At 70.0% G+C, this 23,158-nt stretch carries 2 protein-coding genes; both read left to right on the plus strand.

Translation table 11 applies throughout. From position 1 onward, the window contains the following. Window positions 1-5,592 (plus strand): amino acid adenylation domain-containing protein (locus ACZ44S_RS38775; protein WP_466938132.1); only part of this gene is annotated, 5,592 nt, incomplete at its 5' end. Next, window positions 5,589-23,158, plus strand: a 17,570-nt coding sequence (locus tag ACZ44S_RS38780) for a non-ribosomal peptide synthase/polyketide synthase (RefSeq protein WP_466938134.1), incomplete at its 3' end; no start/stop codon positions are given. The genes ACZ44S_RS38775 and ACZ44S_RS38780, both read left to right, overlap by 4 nt.

A 23,158-nucleotide genomic window follows, 5' to 3' on the forward strand; every position in this document is an offset into this window, starting at 1 on the left:
GAGCGGAACCACTTCAACCAGTCGGTCCTGCTCGACGTGACGGGTGTCGACCGTGCTGCCCTCGATGCGGCCGTTCGGACCCTGCTCACCCATCATGACGCGTTGCGTCTGCGCTCGGACGGCACGCGTCAGTGGTTCGCCGAGCCCGACGGCCAGGGCCTTGAGGACACGCACGGCCGGACGGCGGACGACGTCCAGGCGAGCCTGGATCTGGTGAACGGCCCGGTGGCCCGCTTCGTGCTCCTGTCCCAGGACCGGCTGTTGGTGTCCGTCCACCATATGGCCGTCGACGGTGTCTCCTGGCGCATCCTGCTCGAAGACCTGACGGCCGCCTACGAAGGTGCGCCACTGGCCCCCAAGACCACCTCGTTCAAGCAGTGGGCGGAGCGCCTCCAGCAGGCCAATGACCCGGCGGAGGACGCGTACTGGGTCACCGTCCCCACCACTGCCCTGCCCACCGATCACCCCAAGGGTGAGAACACGGTCGCGTCCGGCGAGACGATCACGCTCGAGTTGGACGAGGCCGAGACCCGAGCGCTGCTGACGGAGGTGCCGGCGGCGTACCGGACGCAGATCAACGACGTGCTGCTGACCGCGCTCGCGCAGACCTTGGCGGCTTGGACGGGCCAGGAGTCGGTCTCCGTAGCGCTGGAGGGCCACGGTCGTGAGGAGTTGTTCGACGACGTCGACGTCTCCCGCACGGTCGGCTGGTTCACCTCTCTCTTCCCGGTCGCGCTCACCCCGGGCGCCGATGGCCCGGGTGCGTCGCTGAAGGCGGTCAAGGAGCAGCTTCGCGCCGTCCCGCGCCGCGGTGTCGGTTACGGCCTGACCCACGACCTCAACGCGCTGCCCGCCGGGCTGTCGTTCAACTACCTCGGACAACTCGACAGCGGTACCGGCGGCGACGGCCTCTTCAGCCGCCTGGAGGAAACCGCCGGCGAGAACGTGGCGGGCCACGGCACCCGTCCTCATCTGATCGATGTGAACGGTGCCGTGACCGACGGCAGATTGAGCCTCGTATGGACGTACTCCGCAAACCTCTATGACCGCCCGACGGTCGAGGGGCTGGCGGACGAGTTTCTGGTCCGGTTGCGGGCGCTGATCGAGCATTGCCTGATCGAGGAGGCCGGTGGCCTGACTCCGTCGGACGTGTCGCTGGCACGCCTGGACCAGGCCTCGCTGGACCGGTTGGTGGGCGGCGATCGGCACGTCGAGGACGTGTATCCACTGTCGCCGCTGCAGCAGGGCATGTTGTTCCATGCGCTGGCCGAGCCCGACTCCGGCCTGTATGTCGAGCAGATCCACTGGCGGCTCGAAGGCGACCTGGACAGGCACGCACTGCGGTCCGCGTGGCAGGGCGTGCTGGACGCACACCCGGTCCTGCGCACGTCGTTCGTCTGGGACCAGGGCGACAGGCCGCTCCAGGTGGTGCGTCGGGGGCAGGACATTCCGTTCGAGTTCCATGACGTCTCAGGACTGGCGGAAACGGCGCAGGAGGCCTGGTTGCGGGACCTGCTGGACGCGGACCGTGGCCGTGGCTTCGATTTGAGTGCGCCGCCGCTGATGCGGATCCACCTTGTGCAGAACTCTCCCGACGCCCACGTGTTGGTGTGGTCGTTCCACCACATCCTGCTCGACGGGTGGAGTGTCAGTGCATTGCTCGGCCAGGTGTTCGGCGGCGTGGTGCGTCCGGTGCCCCCGTACCGGGACTTCATCGGATGGCTGCAGCGCCAGGACACCGATGCCGCCGAGACGTACTGGCGTGGCGCCCTCGCCGGCTTCACCGAGTCGACGCCCTTGGGCATCGACCGCGTAATGGCCACCGAGGACGCCGCCACCGAGCCGACGGTTCACACCACGGTCATCAAGGACTCGATCACCTCGGCGTTGTCGGTGTTGGCGCGTTCGCGTCGGGTGACGGTGAATGCGGTGGTGCAGGCGGCGTGGGCGTTGTTGCTGGCGCGGGTCAGTGGTGAGCGGGATGTGGTGTTCGGGACGACGGTGTCCGGCCGGCCGGCTGATCTGGCGGGTGTTGAGGGCATGGTGGGTCTGTTCATCAACACGCTCCCGGTCCGTGTTCGGGTGGGTGACGGTTCGGCGCTGGATCTTGTGGAGCGGGTGCACCGGGATCAGGCGGAGTTGCGGCGGTTCGACTATGCGCCGTTGGCGGATGTGCAGCGGTGGAGTGATGTGGCGGCCGGTGAGCCGTTGTTCGAGTCGTTGTTCGTGTTCGAGAACTATCCGCTGGGCCAGAGCGGGACAGGCTCGTCCGGTGGGGTGCGGGTGGTTCCGGCGGGGGTGCGGGAGCACACGAACTATCCGCTGACCGCGGTGGTCATGCCGGGTGAGCGGATGGCGCTGCAGTTGTTGTTCGATCCGCGTCGGTTCGATGCCGGGGCGGTCGAGTGGCTGGCGGGTGCCTATGAGCGGCTGTTGGAGCAGTTGGTGGCCGCCCCCGATGTTCCGGTCGATGAGCTGTCGGTGCTGTCTGAGGATGAGCGTGCTCGTCTGGTGGTGGGGTGGAACGAGACGGCTGCGGAGGTGCGGCCGGGTCTGGTGCATGAGTGGGTGTCCGCTCAGCGCGGGGGCGGGGTGGCGGTCCGTTTCGGCGACGTCACGTTGACCTATGGGGAGTTGGTGGCGCGGGCGGACCGGTTGGCGGGGGTGTTGCGGTCGCGTGGTGTGGGTGCGGGTTCGCTGGTCGGTGTGTGTTTGCGTCGGTCGGTGGATGTGCCGGTGGTGTGGCTGGCGGTGTTGAAGGCGGGTGCTGCTTTCGTGCCGCTGGATCCGGAGTATCCGGCCGATCGGTTGGGTTTCATGCTGGCCGACAGCGGCGCGCGGGTGCTGGTCACCCATGGTGAGCTGGTGGAGCGGCTCCCGGAGCATGACGCGGATGTTCTGCTGGTCGACGAGGTGGACCTGGACCTGGACGTGTCCACTCCTGCCGGGCCGGTGGCCGAGGTGAGCTCGTCGGATGTGGCGTATGTGATTTATACGTCGGGTTCGACGGGGCGGCCGAAGGGTGTGCTGGTCGAGCACCGCGGGCTGGCGAACCTGATCAGCGCGGCAGGAGCCGACTTCGATCTGAATCCCGATTGCCGGGTGTTGCAGTTCTCCTCGCCGAGTTTTGACGGTGCGGTGTGGGAGACGTTCATGGCTCTGGCGTGGGGTGGTGAGCTGTGTCTGAGCGGGCGTGGGCAGGGGTTTGCCGCTGATGAGCTGGTGGGTCAGGTCGTGGCGGAGGGGATCACGCATGTGATGTTGCCGCCGTCGGTGCTGTCGGTGGTCGATGAGCTGCCGGGTGTGCGGGTGGTGATCGCAGGCGGTGAGAAGTGCTCGCCGCAGCTGGCCGCGAAGTTCCCTGGAGCTCGGTTCGTCAATGCGTACGGTCCGACCGAGGGCACGGTGTGTGTGTCGGTGATGCCGGTGGACGGGCCGGTGACCGCTACGAGTGTGCCGATCGGCCGTCCGTTGCCCAATACCCGGTTGTATGTGCTGGACGGGCGGATGGAGCCGGTGCCGGTCGGTGTCGCCGGTGAGCTGTTCGTGGGTGGTCATGGTGTGACGCGTGGCTATCTGGGGCGGCCGGGTCTGACCGCGCAGCGGTTCGTGGCGGATCCGTTCACCGGGGTGCCGGGGGGCCGGTTGTATCGGACCGGTGACCTGGTACGGCGGCTGGCGGATGGGGTGTTGGAGTACATCGACCGCGCCGACGATCAGGTGAAACTGCGTGGTTTCCGGGTCGAGCTGGGTGAGATCGAAGCCGCCCTCACCCGCCACCCCGGTATCCGGGACGCGGCCGTCGTCGTCCGCGACGGCCGGCTCGTGGCGTACGTGATCCAGGCAGATCCTGAAGCGGTCGACAACGGCGCCCTGCGTGAGGCTCTGGCCCTGAGCCTGCCGGAGCACATGGTTCCCGCGACGTACCTGGTCATGGACTCCTTCCCGCGCACCCCCAGCGGCAAGACCGACCGCAGGGCGCTACCCGCGCCCGAGGTGGTGCACGCGGACTACGAATCGCCGCGGGACAGGGCGGAACACATCCTGACCGAGGTGTGGGCCGAGGTCCTGGGCGTCGAACGGGTCGGCGTCCACGACAACTTCTTCGAACTCGGCGGCGACTCGATCCTGTCCATCCAGGTCGTGGCGCGTGCCCGCGCGAGGGGTGTGGGGATCACCCCCAAGCTGGTGTTCGACCACCCGAGCGTCGCCGACCTGGCGACCGTCGCGGGAGTGGAGGCCGTCCAGGCCGAACAGGGCGTGGTGACGGGCGAAGCGCCCCTCACCCCGATACAGACCTGGTTCTACGGTCTCGATCTCTCCGACCGTGACCACTACAACCAGTCGGTGCTGCTGGACGCCGCGGGCCTCGACCGCGAAGCGCTGGCCGACGCGGTCGACGCGGTGCTGGTCCAGCACGATGCGCTGCGGCTGCGGTCGGACGGCACCCGCCTGTGGTTCGCCGAACCCGACGGCCAGGGACTGGAGGACGCCTGCGGACGCACCGTCGACGAGGTCCAGGCAAGCCTCGACCTCGTCCAGGGTCCCATCGCGCGGTTCGTGCTGCAGCCCGACGACCGGCTGCTGGTGACCGTCCACCACATGGCTGTCGACGGAGTGTCCTGGCGGATCCTGCTGGAAGACCTGGCCGCCGCCTACGGCGCGGCCGCCGACGGCCGGAAGATCGACCTCGGGCTCAAGACGACCTCGTTCAAACAGTGGGCCAACCGGTTGCGGGACGCAGCCGACGAGAACGAGAACTCCTACTGGAACGCCGTCCCGGTCACCGGGCTCCCCGTCGACCACACCGCGGGCCGCAACACGCTGGCCTCCGCGGAGACGGTCACGGCGAGCCTGACCGCCGAAGAGACCCGGGCCCTCCTGAACGACGTCCCCGCGGCCTACCGCACCCAGATCAACGACGTGCTGCTGACCGCGCTCGCCCAGACCCTGGTCGAGTGGACCGGGCAGGAGTCGGTCACGGTGGCGCTGGAGGGCCATGGCCGTGAGGAGCTGTTCGACGACGTCGACGTCTCCCGTACGGTCGGCTGGTTCACCTCCCTGTTCCCCGTCGCCTTGATGCCGGGACGCACCGCTCCGGGCGAGGCGCTCAAGAGGATCAAGGAACAGCTGCGCGAGGTCCCGCGCCGGGGTGTCGGCTACGGCCTGACTCACGACCTGGCTGACCTGCCCACCCGGATCAGTTTCAACTACCTCGGCCGGCTCGACGCCCCGGGCGGAGACGAGCGGCCTCTGTCCCCGGTGATGACCGACGACGGCGTGCTCTTCGGCTCCCAGGCGAGCTCCGTCGAGGCGCTGGGCGACACCCGGCGGTTCCATGTGCTCGACATCAACGGCGTGGTCAGCGAAGGGGTCATCACCTTCCGTTGGACCTACTCGCGCGACCTCCACGAAGAAGCCTCGATCACGAAGATGTCCGGCCTCTTCCTGACCAACCTGCGCGCCCTGATCGCGCATTGCACGAGTCCTGAAGCGGGCGGCTACACCTCGTCGGACTTCCCGATGGCATCGCTGTCCACCAAGAAGCTCAATCGGGTCGCCAGGCGATTCCGGGCGCAGGAGGGGAAATGATGGACGGCGACTTCTCGGCCGGCACGCCCGCAGGCGACATCGAGGATGTCTATCCTCTGTCACCGCTGCAGCAGGGGCTGCTCTTCCACACGCTGCTGGACCCCGAGTCCGGGATGTACTTCGAGCAGCTGCAGTGGGAACTCCGCGGCGACCTGGACGTCGAGCTGCTGCGACGCGCCTGGCAGGAGGCGCTGGACCGGCACGCCGTACTGCGTACCTCGATCGTCAGCGACGAGGGCGAACCGCTCCACGTGATCCGGCAGGGCATCACCCTGCCGTTCGCGACCGACGACCTCCGCGGGGCGACCGCGCGGGAGCAGGAGCAGCGGCTGGCCGACCTGCTCGCGGCCGACCGCGCACGCGGCTTCGACCCGCAGACCGCCCCGCTGATGCGGCTGCACCTGGTGCGCACGGGCGACGAGTCCCACGTCCTGGTGTGGAGCTTCCACCACCTCCTCCTCGACGGCTGGAGCTCCGCGACGCTCCTCGGCGAGATCTTCAGCCGCTACGGGGAGCTGAAGAGCGGCGCCACCGACGTCGGGCCCCCGGTCTCCCGCCCCTACCGGGACTATGTCGCCTGGCTTCGCGGCCGCGACCTCGCGGCGGCCGAGGAGTACTGGCGTGGAGCACTGGCCGGCTTCGACACCGCGACTCCGTTGGGCCTGGACCGCTCCGAGCGTGGAGAGGACGTGGCCGAGGGCAGGGCAGGCCACCGCCTTTCCATCCCCCAAGAGGTCGCCGACCGCCTGGCAGCCCTCCCGCAGAGCCACCGACTGACGACGAACACCGTGGCTCAGGCCGCATGGGCGCTGCTGCTCACCAGGATCAGCGGTGAGCACGACGTGGTGTTCGGCGCCACCGTCTCCGGACGTCCGGCCGAGCTGCCCGGCGTCGAGAACATGGTGGGGCTCTTCATCAACACCCTGCCGGTACGGGTACGCATCGACGAGGACGAAAGGGTCCCGGACCTGCTGGCCCGACTGCAGAGGGAACAGGCGACGGCCCGGGACTTCGAGCACACGTCCCTCGACGCGATACGAGGCTGGGCCGAGGTCCCCGGCGGAGAACCACTGTTCGAGTCGCTGTTCGCCTACGAGAACTACCCGCTCGGCGCGGCCCCGGACAACGAGGAGTCCATCGGGCTGGAGTTCGTCTCGAAGGGCGCCCAGGCGCACACCAACTACCCGCTCACCGCGGCGATCGTTCCGGGCAAGGGCCTGGCGCTCGACCTGTTCTACGACCGCCGCCGCTTCGACCCCGCAGCCATCACCCGGCTGGCCGACGCCTACGTACGGCTTCTGAGCCACCTCGTGGACGTCCCGGACGCCACGGTCTCCCACCTGTCGGTGCTGTCTGAGGATGAGCGTGCTCGTTTGGTGGTGGGGTGGAACGAGACGGCTGCGGAGGTGCGGCCGGGTCTGGTGCATGAGTGGGTGTCCGCTCAGCGCGGGGGCGGGGTGGCGGTTCGTCTCGGCGACGTCACCTTGTCGTATGGGGAGTTGGTGGCGCGGGCGGACCGGTTGGCGTGGGTGTTGCGGTCGCGTGGTGTGGGTGCGGGTTCGCTGGTCGGTGTGTGTTTGCGTCGGTCGGTGGATGTGCCGGTGGTGTGGCTGGCGGTGCTGAAGGCGGGTGCTGCTTTCGTGCCGCTGGATCCGGAGTATCCGGCCGGCCGGTTGGGATTCATGCTGGCCGACAGCGGCGCGCGGGTGCTGGTCACCCATGGTGAGCTGGTGGAGCGGCTCCCGGAGCATGACGCGGACGTCCTGCTGATCGACGAAGCGGATCTGGACCTGTCCGCTCCGGCGGAGTCTGTTGCCGTTGAGGTGGGGCCGTCGGATGTGGCGTATGTGATTTATACGTCGGGTTCGACGGGGCGGCCGAAGGGTGTGCTGGTCGAGCACCGCGGGCTGGCGAACCTGATCAGCGCGGCAGGAGCCGACTTCGATCTGGACCCCGATTGCCGGGTGTTGCAGTTCTCCTCGCCGAGTTTTGACGGTGCGGTGTGGGAGACGTTCATGGCTCTGGCGTGGGGTGGTGAGCTGTGTCTGAGCGGGCGTGGGCAGGGGTTTTCCGCTGATGAGCTGGTGGGGCAGGTCGTGGCGGAGGGGATCACGCATGTGATGTTGCCGCCGTCGGTGCTGTCGGTGGTCGATGAGCTGCCGGGTGTGCGGGTGGTGATCGCAGGCGGTGAGAAGTGTTCGCCGCAGCTGGCCGTGAAGTTCCCTGGAGCTCGGTTCGTCAATGCGTACGGTCCGACCGAGGGCACGGTGTGTGTGTCGGTGATGCCGGTGGACGGGCCGGTGACCGCTACGAGTGTGCCGATCGGTCGTCCGTTGCCCAATACCCGGTTGTATGTGCTGGACGGGCGGATGGAACCGGTGCCGGTCGGTGTCGCCGGTGAGCTGTTCGTGGGCGGTCATGGCGTGACGCGTGGCTATCTGGGCCGGCCGGGTCTGACCGCGGAACGCTTCGTGGCGGATCCGTTCACCGGGGTGCCGGGGGGCCGCTTGTATCGGACCGGTGACCTGGTACGGCGGCTGCCTGATGGGACGTTGGAGTACATCGACCGCGCCGACGATCAGGTGAAGCTGCGTGGTTTCCGGGTCGAGCTGGGTGAGATCGAAGCCGCCCTCACCCGCCACCCCGGTATCCGGGACGCGGCCGTCGTCGTCCGCGACGGCCGGCTCGTGGCGTATCTGATCGAGTCGGCCGGGGTGGCGGACGAGGAGCTGCGTGCGGGGTTGCAGCGGACGCTGCCCGAGCACATGGTCCCGGCGATCTACATGAGGCTCGAGGCGTTCCCCCGGACCCCGGGCGGGAAACTCGACCGCCGCGCACTCCCCGCACCCGACCTCGGGCGAGCGGCGGAATACGTCGCACCCCGTACTCCCGTCGAGCAGATGGTCGCCGACGCCTGCGCCGAGATCCTGGGCGTCGAACGGGTCGGCGTCCACGACAACTTCTTCGAACTGGGCGGCGACTCCATCCTGTCCATCCGCGTCGCGGGCCGGATCCAGGCCGCTCTGGACATCGACTTCTCCGTCCGGGAGATCTTCGACCGGCCGACCGTGAGCGGTCTCGCGGAAGCCGTCGAAACCGCGCTCCGCGAGCGGCAGGGGACCCGTCTGCCCACAATCCGGCCCAGGGCCACGGCCGACGACAGGATTCCCCTCTCCTTCGGGCAGCAGCGCCTGTGGTTCATCGACCAGTTGGCGCCGGGCCAGTCCGCGTACAACTCGGCCTTCGCGGTACGACTGGCCGGTCCTCTGGACACGTCGGCGCTGCGCGCGGCGCTCGACGGGGTCGTCGCCCGCCATGAGGCCCTGAGGACGACCTTCACCGCCGTTGACGGCGCCCCCGGGCAAGTGATCAACCCTGTCAGCGCCGTTGCCCTCACCGAACACGACCTCGAGGCCGTCGCTGCCCACGACCAGGACACCTGCCTGCGCGCCCTGGTGCGGGACGAGGTGAACCGTCCGTTCGATCTGGCCGCGGGGCCGTTGTTCCGTGCGCTGGTGGTGCGGGTCGGGGTGGACGATCACCTGCTGGTGCTGAGCATGCATCATGCGGTGTCCGACGGCTGGTCGCTGGGTGTGCTGAGTGATGAGCTGTCGGCTCTCTACTCGGCCGGTGTGTCGGGGGAGCCGGTGTCGTTGCCGGAGCTGCCGGTGCAGTACGCCGACTACGCGGTGTGGCAGCGGGACTGGCTGTCGGGTGAGGTGCTGGACGGTCAGCTGGCCGTGTGGCGCGAGCGTCTGGCGGGGATCCCTGACCTGCTGGAGCTGCCGCTCGACCGGCCCCGCCCCGCCGTGCAGAGCCTCGACGGCGCCACAGTGGAGATCCGCGTCCCGGCCGATCTGACCCGTGTGCTTCGGGACATCGGCCGGGACGAGAATGCCACCCTGTTCATGACGCTGCTGAGTGCGTTCGCGGTGCTGCTGTCGCGGTTCAGCGGCCAGTCCGACGTGGTGGTGGGAACCCCGGTGGCCGGCCGGGGCGCGGCCGAACTGGACGGTCTCGTCGGCTTCTTCGTCAACACGCTGGCCCTGCGGTGCGATGTGAGCGGGGACCCGGAGTTCGGGGAACTGCTGGAGCGGGTTCGTGAGGTGGCGCTGGAGGCGTACGCCCACCAGGACCTGCCGTTCGAGCGGTTGGTCGACGAGCTGGCTCCGGACCGGAGCCTGAGCCACAGCCCGCTCTTCCAGGTCATGTTCTCGCTGCAGAACGCGCACGGCGGACAGCTCGAGCTCCCCGGCATCGAGGTCGCCTCCTACGAAGTACCCCTCACGACAACCAACTTCGACCTGTCGTTGCACCTGGCGGAGGACACCGACGGCCTGGTCGGCGTCTTCGAGTACAGCACTGCCCTGTTCGACGCGGGCACCGTCACCCGTCTCGCCGACGCCTATGTCCGCCTCTTGGACCAGATCGCGGCCACCGTCGGCGAAGTGTCCGTGTCGAGCCTGTCGGTGCTGGCCGAGGGGGAGCGGGAGCGGCTGCTGTCGGAGTGGAATGCGACGGCTGTCGACCTGCCGGGTCTGCCGGTGCATGAGCTGGTGGCGGAGCAGGCGCGGTTGCGTCCGGACGCGGTGGCGGTGGAGTTCGGTGAGGAGTCCGTCTCCTATGCCGACCTGGATGCCCGTGCGAATCAGATCGCGCATGCGCTGATCGCCGCAGGGGTCAAGCCGGGTTCGCTGGTGGGCGTGTGCCTGGACCGTGGCATCGAGGTGCCCGCAGCAGTGCTGGGTGTGCTGAAGGCCGGGTCGGGATACGTGCCGCTGGACCCCGATTACCCCGCCGACCGTCTCGAGTTCATGCTGGCCGACGCCGATGTGCGGCTGGTGGTGACGCAGGTGGCGTATCGGGACCGGTTCGCCGAGGTGGTGCTGCTCGAGGAGGTGTCCGGCCCGGCTTCCGATCCGGGTGTCGTGGTGGCTCCGGACGACGTCGCGTATGTGATGTTTACGTCGGGTTCGACGGGCCGGCCGAAGGGTGTGGTGGTCGAGCATCGATCGGTGGTGCGGCTGGTGTGGGGGCAGACCTATGCCGGGTTCGGTCCGGACAGCACGCAACTGCTGCTGGCGCCCTTGGCGTTCGACGCCTCGACGTTCGAACTGTGGGGCGCGCTGATCCACGGCGGCCGGCTTGTCGTCGCCCCGCCCGGTGTCGTGGGCGTGTCCGAACTCGCGGGACTGATCTCCGGTCACAGGGTGCGGAACCTGTGGCTGACTGCGTCCCTGTTCAACGCCGTCGTGGACGAGGACCCCTCGGTGCTGACCGGCCTCGAACGGATTCTGGTCGGTGGTGAGGCACTGTCCGTCCGCCATGTGCGGGCGGCGCAGCAGGCGGTGCCGGGCCTGCGGGTGGTCAACGGCTACGGCCCGACCGAGACGACCACTTTCGCCTGCACCTACGCCATTCCCCCGCTGGCGGAGGGAACGCACTCCGTACCGATCGGCCGGCCGATCGGTAACACCTCGGTGTTCGTGCTGGACGGGCGGATGGAGCCGGTTCCGGTCGGTGTGGCGGGGGAGTTGTTCATCGGTGGCCCGGGTGTGGCGAGGGGTTATCTGAACCGCCCGGAGCTGACCGCTGAACGGTTCCTGATGAGCCCGTTCGGTGGCGGCAGGTTGTACCGGACCGGTGATGTGGTGCGGTGGACGGGCGAGGGTGTGCTGGAGTTCCTCGGCCGCGCGGACGATCAGGTGAAACTGCGTGGCTTCCGGATCGAGCCGGGCGAGGTCGAGGCGGCCGTGGCCGGACACCCCTCGGTCCGTGATGCGGTGGTGATGGTCCACGACCAACGACTCGTCGCCTATGTCACCCTTGCAGAAGGACGGACAACCCGGCCGGAAGAGCTGCGGGAATTCGTGGTCCGCTCCCTGCCGGAGTACATGGTCCCGGCCGTGTTCGTGATGCTGGAGAAGCTCCCGCTCACCCCGACCGGCAAACTCGACCGCCGCGCCCTCCCCGCGCCCGAGGCCGTCCACGCCGAATACGTGGCCCCCCGGACCGAGACCGAGGCGGTGCTGGCCGAGGTGTGGGCCGATGTCCTCGGCACCGACCGGGTCGGCGTCCACGACAACTTCTTCGAGCTGGGCGGCGACTCCATCCTGTCCATCCAGGTGGTTGCCCGGGCCCGCGCCCAGGGCGTGGGCATCACCCCGAAGCTGGTCTTCGAACACCAGACGGTGGCGCGGCTGGCCGTCTTCGCCGGAGTCGGCACGGTCGAGGCGGAGCAGGGCGTCGTCACCGGTGAGGCGCCTCTCACGCCGATCCAGTCGTGGTTCCACGGCCTGGACCTGCCGGAGCGGAACCACTTCAACCAGTCGGTCCTGCTCGATGTGACCGGCGTGGACCGGCAGGCGCTCGACACTGCCGTCCGGACCCTGTTCACCCATCACGACGCCCTGCGTCTGCGCTCGGACGGCTCGCGCATGTGGTTCGCCGAGCCCGACGGCCAGGGTCTGGAGGACGCGGGCGGCCGCACCCCCGACGACGTCCAGGCGAGCCTGGATCTGGTGAACGGCCCGGTGGCCCGCTTCGTGCTCCTGCCCGGGGACCGGCTGCTGATCACCGTCCACCACATGGCCGTCGACGGAGTCTCCTGGCGGATCCTGCTCGAAGACCTGGCCACCGCCTACGAGGGTGCGCCCCTCGCGGCGAAGACCACCTCGTTCAAGGAGTGGGCGCAGCGCCTCCCGCACGCTGCCGACGAGAGCGAGATGCCGTACTGGAGTGACGTCCCGTCCCCCGAACTCCCCGTCGACCACTCGGACGGCGACAACACGGTCGGGTCGAGCGAGACGATCACGTTCGAGCTGGACGAGGCCGAGACCCGGGCGCTGCTCACCCAGGTGCCGGCGGCGTACCGGACGCAGATCAACGACGTGCTGCTGACCGCGCTCGCGCAGACCCTGTCCGGCTGGACCGGCCAGGACACCGTGACCGTAGCGCTGGAGGGCCACGGCCGCGAGGAGTTGTTCGACGACGTCGACGTCTCCCGCACGGTCGGCTGGTTCACCTCTCTCTTTCCGGTCGCGCTCACCCCGGGCGCCGATGGCCCTGGTGCGTCGTTGAAGGCGGTCAAGGAGCAGCTTCGCGCCGTGCCCCGTCGCGGTGTCGGCTACGGCCTGACCCACGACCTCAACGCGCTGCCCGCCGGGCTGTCCTTCAACTACCTCGGGCAACTGGACTCCCTCTCCTCCGACCAGAGCCTGTTGCGTGTGGTCGACGAGCCGATGGGCGCGGTCGTGGGCGCCGACGGACGGCGCCCGCACCTGATCGATGTCACGGGTGCGGTGGCCGGCGGGCGGCTGGGCCTGTCCTGGACCTATTCGGCCGGCCTTCACGACCGCGCGACGATCACAGGGCTGGCCGAGGACTTCGCGGCCAGGCTCCGGACGCTGATCGAGCACTGCCTGACCCCGGACGCCGGCGGACTGACGCCGTCCGACGTGCCGCTGGCCGGCCTCGACCAGCAGGCCCTGAACGCGCTGGCCGCGGACTCGGTCGAGGACGCCTACCCCCTGTCGCCGCTCCAGCAGGGCATCCTCTTCCACGGCATGCTCGACGACGGCGCGGGCGTCTACTTCCAGCGCGTCCGCTGGTCGCTCGAGGGCGAGCTGGACGTGGACCGGATGAAGGCGGCCTGGCAGGCGACCGTGGACCGGCACGCCATGCTGCGCACGTCCGTCCGGCTCCGGGACACGGGGGAGCCGCTGCAACTGGTGCACCGGAGCGTACGGCTGCCCTTCGGCCACGAGGATCTCAGCGGTCTCGACCCGCGCGGCCGCGAACGCGCGATCGAGAGGTTCATGGAGCAGGACCGCCGCCGTGGCTTCGACCTCGCTCAGGCCCCGCTGACACGGGTGCACCTGGTGCGTACGGCGCCGTCGGAGCACCAGCTCATCTGGAGCTTCCACCATCTGCTGCTGGACGGCTGGAGCACCGCGACCCTGCTCGGCGAAGTGCTGGCACGCTACCTCGACCCGGCGTGGGAGCCGGCCCACCGGGTTCGGCCCTACGGCGACTTCATCTCCTGGCTGCACGACCGCGACGCCGACGCCGCCGAGGACTACTGGCGCGCCCAGCTCGACGGCTGGGACGAGGCCACACCGTTGGGCGTCGACCGCACCGTCCGCGGGGACGAGCCGGAGGGCGAGCCGGGCAGCCTGCGTTTCGAACTGCCCGCCGAGGTGACCGAGCGGCTCCGGCAGTTCGCGCGTGAACGCCACCTGACCCTGAACACGCTCAGCCAGGCGGCCTGGGGCCTGCTGCTCGCCCGCTACGGCGACCGTGACGACGTGGTGTTCGGCACGACCGTCTCCGGCAGGCCCCCCGCGCTGCCCGGCGTCGAGAGCATGGTGGGCCTGTTCATCAACACCCTCCCCGTCCGGATGCGCATCGACGGAGATCAGCGCGTCGAGGACTGGCTGGCGGAGGTCCAGCGGGCGCAGGCCGAGATGCGCCAGTACGAGCACACGCCGCTGGCGCAGGTACGGCGCTGGAGCGGGGTCGGCCCCGACGAGTCGCTGTTCGAATCGCTGCTGGTGTTCGAGAACTACCCGGTGGACACCGTGCCCGGAGCCGGCGGCGACGAGGACTGGCTGACCATCCGGCCCATCGAGGTGCGCGAGCACACCAACTACCCGCTGTCCATGGCGGTGATGGCGGACACCGTCCTCACCGGCGACATCTCCTACGACCGCCGGCGCTTCGACGCCGCCGCGATCCGCCGCCTGGCCGGTCACTACCGGGTGCTGCTCGAGGCGATCGCCGCCGCGCCGCGAGCCCGTCTCGACGAGCTCACCCCGGTAACGGTCGGAGAACGCACCAATCTGCTGGAGATCCTCAACGCGGGCACGGGGGCGCGGCCTCCGGCGTACCCCGTCCACCAGTGGTTCGCCGAGCAGGCGGCGCTGCGCCCCGACGCCGTCGCGATCAGCTACGAAGGCGAGGAACTGACCTACCGGGAGCTCGACGGATGGGCCGACCGCGTCGCGCGCCGTCTTCTCGGCACGGGACACGTGCACGAGGAGACGCCGGTCGCGGTGTGCATGGAACGCTCGCCCGCCTGGGTCGCTGCGCTGCTCGGCGTGTTCCGGGCCGGTGCCGCGTACGTCCCGCTGGATCCCGCCTACCCGACGCAGCGCCTCGAGCTGATCCTGAGCGACACCCGGGCGCCGCTCGTGATCACCGAGGACGGCGCGGACCTGCCGGTGGGCCACGGCGCCACCCTCGTCACCGTGGACGACCTGCGCGACGGCGCGGACGATCTGCCCGGTGGGCCCCTGCCCGACGTACCGGCCGGGCGGCTCGCCTACATCGTGTACACCTCCGGCTCGACCGGCCTGCCCAAGGGCGTGCTGGTCCAGCACGGCGGTCTGACCAACCTCATCGCCGCCGACATCGACGAGTTCGGCGTCGGCTCCGGCAGCGTGGTGCTCGGCTTCGCGCCGCTCAGCTTCGACCTGTCCGTCCAGGAAGCACTGATGACGCTGTGCGCGGGCGGCAGACTGGTGCTCGCCCCGTCCGAGCGGCTGCTGCCCGACCAGGGGCTGGCCGGGCTGCTGCGTGAGCAGCGGGTGACGGTTCTGCAGATGCCCCCGCAGGCCTGGTCCGGCCTGGACCCGGAGGACGTGCCCGACCTCAAGGTCGCCCTCACCGGGTCGGACCGCGTGCCGGCCGATCTCGTGGCCGCCTGGGCGAACGAGGGCCGCCGGGTGCTCAACGTCTACGGATCGACCGAGGCGACCGCCGACAGCACCGTGCACCGGTGCGATCCGGCCGATTCCGGGACGCCGCCCGTCGGCCGTCCCATCGCGGGAACCGCCATCTACCTGCTGGACAGCAGACTCGAACCCGTCCCGTTCGGCGCCGCGGGGGAGATCTGCATCGGCGGTGTCGGTGTCGCCCGCGGCTATCTGAGCAGGCCGGGCCTCACCGCTGAGCGGTTCGTCGCCGACCCGTTCACCCCCGATGCCGGCGCCCGGATGTACCGGACCGGAGACCAGGGCCGGTGGCGCGCGGACGGCTCCCTGGAGTTCCTCGGCCGCGTCGACCAGCAGGTCAAGGTACGCGGCTTCCGGGTCGAGCCCGGCGAGGTCGAGGCCTGCCTCGGCGCGCACCCCACCGTACGGGAGGTGTTCGTCGGTACCCACGAGCGGCGTCTGACCGCCTGGATCGTCCCGACGGCCGGCCACGAAGGACTCGACGCCTCGGCGCTGCGGGCCCATGCCGCCGCCGCCATGCCGCCGTACATGGTGCCCTCCCACTTCGTCCCGGTCGTCGAGCTTCCGCTCACCCGCAGTGGAAAGATCGACCGCAGGGCGCTGCCCATGCCCGACGGGGCCCGTCCCACCCTCGGCGTGGCCTACGTGGCACCGAGGACCCCCGCCGAGCGGGCGGTCGCGGCCGTCTGGGGCGAGGTGCTCGGCATCGACGACGTGGGAGCACACGACAACTTCCTCGAACTGGGCGGCGACTCGATCCTGTCCATCCAGGTCGTCACCCGCCTCCGCACCGCACTCGGCGTCGATCTCGCGCTCCGTGACGTCTTCGACGCCCATGACCTCGCCGACCTGGCTGAGCGGCTGAGCATCGGTGGCACGAGCGGCGCGCGGCCCGCCCTGACCAGGCGGCCGGACGGCACCGGCGTGCTGTCCTTCGGGCAGCAGCGGCTGTGGTTCATCGACCAGCTGGAGCCGGGCAACTCCGCCTACAACAGCGTCTCGGCGATGCGCCTGCGGGGGTCTCTCGACGTCCCCGCCCTCCGCACGGCGCTGGAGACGCTCGCGGAACGCCACGAGGTGCTGCGCTCCTCGTTCCCGGTCGTCGACGGCGTCCCCACGCTGTCCATCGCTCCCGCCCTGCCCGGCCTGCTCACCGAGCGCGACGCCGGCGCCGACTGGCGCGAGGCGGTGGCCGAGGAGGCCGCCCGTCCGTTCGATCTGGCCGCGGGGCCGTTGTTCCGTGCGCTGGTGGTGCGGGTCGGGGTGGACGATCACGTGCTGGTGCTGAGCATGCATCATGCGGTGTCCGACGGCTGGTCGCTGGGTGTGCTGAGTGATGAGCTGTCGGCTCTCTACTCGGCCGGTGTGTCGGGGGAGCCGGTGTCGTTGCCGGAGCTGCCGGTGCAGTACGCCGACTTCGCGGTGTGGCAGCGGGACTGGCTGTCGGGTGAGGTGCTGGACGGTCAGCTGGCCGTGTGGCGCGAGCGTCTGGCGGGCATTCCCGAGGTGCTGGAGCTGCCGGTCGACCGGCCCCGCCCCGCCGTGCAGAGCCTCGACGGCGCCGCCTTCACCTTCACCGTCCCGGAACACGTGACCGACGCCGTCCGCGGAATCGGCCGCGAGCACGACGCCACCCTGTTCATGACGCTGCTGAGCGCGTTCGCGGTGCTGCTGTCGCGGTTCAGCGGCCAGTCCGACGTGGTGGTGGGAACCCCGGTGGCCGGCCGGGACGCGGCCGAACTCGAGGGCCTGGTCGGCTTCTTCGTCAACACGCTCGTGCTGCGGTGCGATGTGAGCGGGGACCCGGAGTTCGGGGAACTGCTGGAGCGGGTTCGTGAGGTTGCGCTGGAGGCGTACGCCCACCAGGACCTGCCGTTCGAGCGGTTGGTCGACGAGCTGGCTCCGGACCGGAGCCTGAGCCACAGCCCGCTCTTCCAGGTCATGTTCTCCCAGCAGAACGTCCCCGGCGGCGACCCCGTACTGCCCGGCCTCGCACTCGAACCGGTGGAACTGCCGGTCAGCACCACCAACTTCGACCTGGGCCTGCACGTCGTCGACACCGGCGAGCGGCTGGACGCGGTCATCGAGTACAGCACCGCCCTCTTCGACGAGAGCACCGTCCGCCGCATCGCCGACGGCTACACGCATCTGCTCGCGCAGCTCGCCGAAACCGCGAACCGGCCCGTCTCCAGCCTGTCCGTGACGAGCGCCGACGAACGACGCCGCGTCGTCGAGGACTGGAACGACACGGCCGCCCCGTTCCCGGACGGAACACCCCTGCACGAGGTGATCGCCGAGCGGGCCCGGCTGGCCCCCGGCGCGGTGGCCGTGCAGGCCGAGAACGCCGTCCTCACCTACGGGGAGCTGGACGCCCGGGCGAACGCCGTGGCCCACGCGCTGACCGCGGCCGGTGTCGAGCCCGGCGTCCCGGTGGGCGTGTGCATGGACCGCGGCCTCGACCTCGCCGCGGTGCTGCTCGGCATCTGGAAGGCGGGCGCCGGCTACCTGCCGCTCGACCCCGGCTACCCGGCGGACCGCCTCACGTTCATGATCGACGACGCCGGCGCCGGCACGCTGATCACCGAGCGGTCCCTCACCGGACGGCTGCCGGACTTCGACGGCCTCCTGCTGCATGCCGAGGACCTGGCCGGAACGGCGCCGGAGCCGCCTGCGGTCACGGTGTCCCCGGACGACCTCGCCTACGTCATCTACACATCGGGCTCGACCGGCCGCCCCAAGGGCGTCGCGATCGAGCACGGCGGGCTGGTGCAGCGCGTGCTGTCGCTGCAGGACCGGTACCCGCTGTCGGACTCCGACCGAGTGCTCCAGAAGACGCCGTTCACCTTCGACGTCTCGGTCCTGGACCTGTTCTGGCCCCTGGTGGCGGGCTCCGTCGTGGTGATGGCACGACCGGGAGGCCACACCGACGCGGGCTACATGGCGCAGGTCGTGACCGAACAGCGGATCACGGTGCTGCACTTCGTGCCGTCGATGCTCGAGGCGCTCCTGGACTACGGCTTCACCCCGCCACGCGAACTGCGGCTGGTCTTCTGCATGGGCGAGGCACTGAGCACCCGCCTGGTGGACCGCTTCGCCGCGGTCAGCGACGCCGGACTGCACGACGGCTACGGCCCCACCGAGGCCACCATCGCGATGATCTTCTCGACCCCGGAGCCGGGCGCCGGCGGCGCGTTCGTCCCCATCGGGCGGCCGATCGCCAACACCGAGATCTACATCGTCGACGACACCTTCGAGCCCGTCCCGGTCGGTGTGCCGGGCGAGCTGTGCATCGGCGGCATCGGCATCGCCCGCGGCTACCTCCGGCGCGGCGGACTCACCGCCGAACGTTTCGTCGCCGACCCCTTCAGCCGGCGCCCCGGGGCGCGCCTCTACCGCACCGGCGACCTGGCCCGGTACCGCGCCGACGGCGTGATCGAGTTCCTGGGCCGCGCCGACCAGCAGGTGAAGGTGCGCGGCTTCCGGGTGGAACCGGGCGAGATCGAGGAGGTCCTGGCCGGGCACCCGGCCGTCCGCGAGGCGGTCGTCGTGGCCGACGGCGGCCGCCTGGTCGCCTACCTCACGGCGACCGGCGGCAGCCCCCTGCCCGGCATCCCCGAACTCCGCGCGTTCGCGGGGAGAAGCCTGCCCGAATACATGGTCCCGGCGGTGTTCGTCGTCCTGGAGGCCATGCCGCTGACGCCCAGCGGAAAACTGGACCGCAAGGCCCTGCCCGCGCCCGACTCCGGCCGGCTGGCCCTGGACACCGGCTACGTCGCACCGCGCACCCCGACCGAACGCGTGATCGCCGAGGTGTGGTCCGAGGTGCTCGACGTGGACCGGGTCGGTGTCCACGACAACTTCTTCGAGCTGGGCGGCGACTCGATCATGTCCGTTCAGCTCGTCTCCCGGGCCAGGGCCCGCGGCGTGGGTCTGTCACCCAAGCTGGTGTTCGATCACCAGACGGTCGCGGCACTGGCGGCCGTCGCGGGAGTCGCGGACATCCGCGCCGAGCAGGGCGTGGTCACCGGTGAGGCGCCACTGACCCCGATCCAGCAGTGGTTCTACGGACTGAGCCTGCCGGAGCGGAACCACTTCAACCAGTCGGTCCTGCTCGACGTGACCGGTGCCGACCACGCCGCGCTGGACCTGGCCGTCCGGTCGCTGCTGGCCCACCACGACGCGCTGCGCCTGCGCTCGGACGGCTCACGCATGTGGTTCACCGAGCCCGACGACCAGGGCCTGGAGGAAGCGAACGGCCGCACGGAGGACGACGTCCAGGCGAGCCTGGACCTGGTGAACGGCCCGGTCGCCCGCTTCGTGTGCCTGTCCGAGGACCGGCTGCTCATCGCCATTCACCACATGGCCGTCGACGGCGTGTCCTGGCGCATCCTCGTCGAGGACCTCGCCACCGCCTACCAGCAGGCACAGGTGGGGCAGAAGATCACACCCGGCGCGAAGACGACCTCGTTCAAGGATTGGGCACACCGCCTGGACCAGGCAACCGACCCGGACGAGAACAAGTACTGGGACGCGATCCCCGTCACCGAGCTGCCCCTGGATCACCCGGGCGAGCGAAACACGGTCGAGTCCGCCGAGACGGTCGCCGTCGCGCTCGACGAGGACGAGACCCGGGCGCTGCTGACGCAGGTGCCCGCGGCCTACCGGACGCAGATCAACGACGTCCTGCTGACCGCGCTCGCGCAGACCCTGGCGGCCTGGACGGGCCAGGAGACCGTCTCCGTCGCGCTGGAGGGGCACGGCCGCGAGGACCTGTTCGACGACGTCGACGTCTCACGCACCGTGGGCTGGTTCACCTCCCTGTTCCCGGTGGCGCTCACCCCGGGCGCCGATGGCCCGGGCTCGGCGCTGAAGGCGGTCAAGGAACAGCTCCGCGCCGTCCCCCGTCGCGGTGTCGGCTACGGCCTCACCCACGACCTGACCGCCCTGCCCACCGGGCTGGTGTTCAACTACCTCGGGCGCTTCGACGCGCTGACCTCCGCGGGTCTGTTCGCGATCACCGACGAGCCCACGGGCGATACGGAAGCGTTCACAGGCGACCGTGCGCACCTCATCGACGTCAACGGGGCGGTGTCCGGCGGCCGGCTGAGCCTGGCATGGACGTACTCGTCGAACCTGCACGACCGCGCGACGGTCGAGGGCCTGGCCGAGGAGTTCGTCGTCCGGCTGCGCGCGCTGATCGAACACTGCCTGTCCGAGGATGCCGGTGGCCTGACCCCGTCGGACGTGCCGCTGGCCCGCCTGAACCAGGCGACCCTGGACCGGCTGGTGGGCGGCGACCGCCAGGTCGAGGACGTGTATCCGCTGTCGCCGCTGCAGCACGGCATGCTGTTCCACGCCCTGGCCGAACCCGACTCCGGCCTCTACGTCGAGCAGATCCACTGGCGGCTCGAAGGCGACCTCGACGTCGACCGGATGCGCGCCGCCTGGCAGAACGTCCTGGACCGGCACCCCATTCTGCGCACGGGATTCGTGTGGGAGGGCGTGCCGCGGCCGCTGCAGATCGTCCGCGCCGATGTCTCCGTCCCGTTCGAGTATCACGACCTGTCTCCCATGGCCGTGGACGGCCGGGAGCCGCACATCGCCCGGCTGCTCGAGCAGGACCGCGTCGAAGGGTTCGACTTCGGGGCCGCGCCGTTGATGAAGGTGCGTGTGCTGCGCACGGACGACACGCAGTACCACCTGGTGTGGAGCTTCCACCATGTCCTGCTGGACGGGTGGAGTGTCACCGCCGTCCTGGGAGAGGTCTTCGCCTCCTACAGCGGAACCGGCCTCGCCGCCGACGGTCGCCCCTACCGCGAGTTCATCGGCTGGCTCGGTGAACGAGACCTGGGTGCGGCGCAGGCGTACTGGCGGGAGGTCCTGGCCGGCTTCGAGGCACCGACGGCACTTCCGGGCGACGGGTCCGGCACCTCTGCGGAGGGCGCCGAGCCGGGTCGGGTGGGCGCGGTGTTGTCGGCGGGGGCCGCGGCCGGTCTGGGGTCGGTGGCGCGGGCGGCGCGGGTGACGGTGAACTCGGTGGCGCAGGCTGCTTGGGGTCTGGTGCTGTCGCGGTTCGGTGGTGGTGCGGATGTGGTGTTCGGCACGACGGTGTCGGGTCGTCCGGCGAGCCTCGATGGTGTCGAGGAGATGGTGGGTCTGTTCATCAACACCCTGCCGGTGCGGGTGCGGGTGGATGAGCGGGCGACGGTGGTGGATCTGCTGCAGCGGGTCCAGGACGATCAGGTGGCGTCGCGGGAGTTCGAGTTCAGTCCGCTGGCCGATGTGCAGCGGTGGAGCGAGGTCCCGGCCGGCGGGTCGTTGTTCGACTCCCTGTTCGTCTTCGAGAACTTCCCGCTCGGCTCGACCGCCGAGTCCATGCAGGGCGGTCCGTTCCGGATCACCTCCGGCGAATGGCACGAGAACACGAACTACCCCCTCACGGTCGTCGCGGTCCCGGGCGCGGGCCTGGAGATCGAAGCCACCTACGACCGCTCCCGCTTCGCGGAAGCTCCGGTCCGGCGCCTGATCGACGCGTTCGTGAGCCTGCTGGAGCAGATTGCCGGTGCTCCGTCGGGCGCGTTGGTGGAGAGTCTGTCGGTGCTGGCGGAGGGGGAGCGGGAGCGGCTGCTGTCGGAGTGGAATGCGACGGCTGTGGAGTTGCCGGGTCTGCCGGTGCATGAGCTGGTGGCGGTGCAGGCGCGGTTGCGTCCGGATGCGGTGGCGGTGGAGTTCGGTGAGGAGTCCGTCTCCTATGCCGAGTTGGATGCCCGTGCGAATGAGGTGGCACATGCGCTGATCGCGGCGGGTGTGGAGCCGGGTTCGCTGGTGGGTGTGTGCCTGGACCGTGGCATCGAGGTGCCTGCGGTGCTGCTGGGGGTGTGGAAGGCCGGGGCGGGGTATGTGCCGCTGGATCCGGGTTATCCGGCGGATCGTGTCGAGTTCATGCTGGCCGATGCCGATGTGCGGCTGGTGGTCACGCAGGTGCCGTATCGGGACCGGTTCGCCGAGGTGGTGCTGCTGGACGACATCTCCGGCTCCACTGCCGATCCGGGTGTCGTGGTGGCTCCGGATGACATCGCGTATGTGATGTTCACGTCGGGTTCGACGGGCCGGCCGAAGGGTGTGGTGGTCGAGCACCGGTCGGTGGTGCGGCTGGTGTGGGGGCAGACCTACGCCGGGTTCGGTCCGGACAGTACACAGATGTTGCTGGCGCCCTTGGCGTTCGACGCTTCGACGTTCGAGTTGTGGGGTGCGCTGATCCATGGCGGCCGGCTGGTGGTCGCCCCGCCCGGTGTTGTGGGCGTGTCCGACCTCGCGGGTCTGATCTCCGGTCACGGGGTGCGGAACCTGTGGCTGACTGCCTCCCTGTTCAACGCCGTCGTGGACGAGGACCCCTCGGTGCTGACCGGCCTGGATCGGATCCTGGTCGGTGGTGAGGCGCTGTCGGTCCGCCATGTGCGGGCGGCGCAGCAGGCGGTACCGGGCCTGCGGGTGGTCAACGGCTACGGGCCCACCGAGACGACGACGTTTGCTTGCACGTATGCGATTCCTCTGCTGTCGGAGGGGATGGTGTCGGTGCCGATCGGTCGGCCGATCGGTAACACCTCGGTGTTTGTGCTGGACGGGCGGATGGAGCCGGTTCCGGTCGGTGTGGCGGGGGAGTTGTTCATCGGTGGCCCGGGTGTGGCGCGGGGTTATCTGAACCGCCCGGAGCTGACCGCTGAACGGTTCCTGACCAGCCCGTTCGGTGGCGGCAGGTTGTACCGGACCGGTGATGTGGTGCGGTGGACGGCCGAGGGTGTGCTGGAGTTCGTCGGCCGCGCGGACGACCA

Source organism: Streptomyces malachitofuscus (assembly GCF_055571035.1).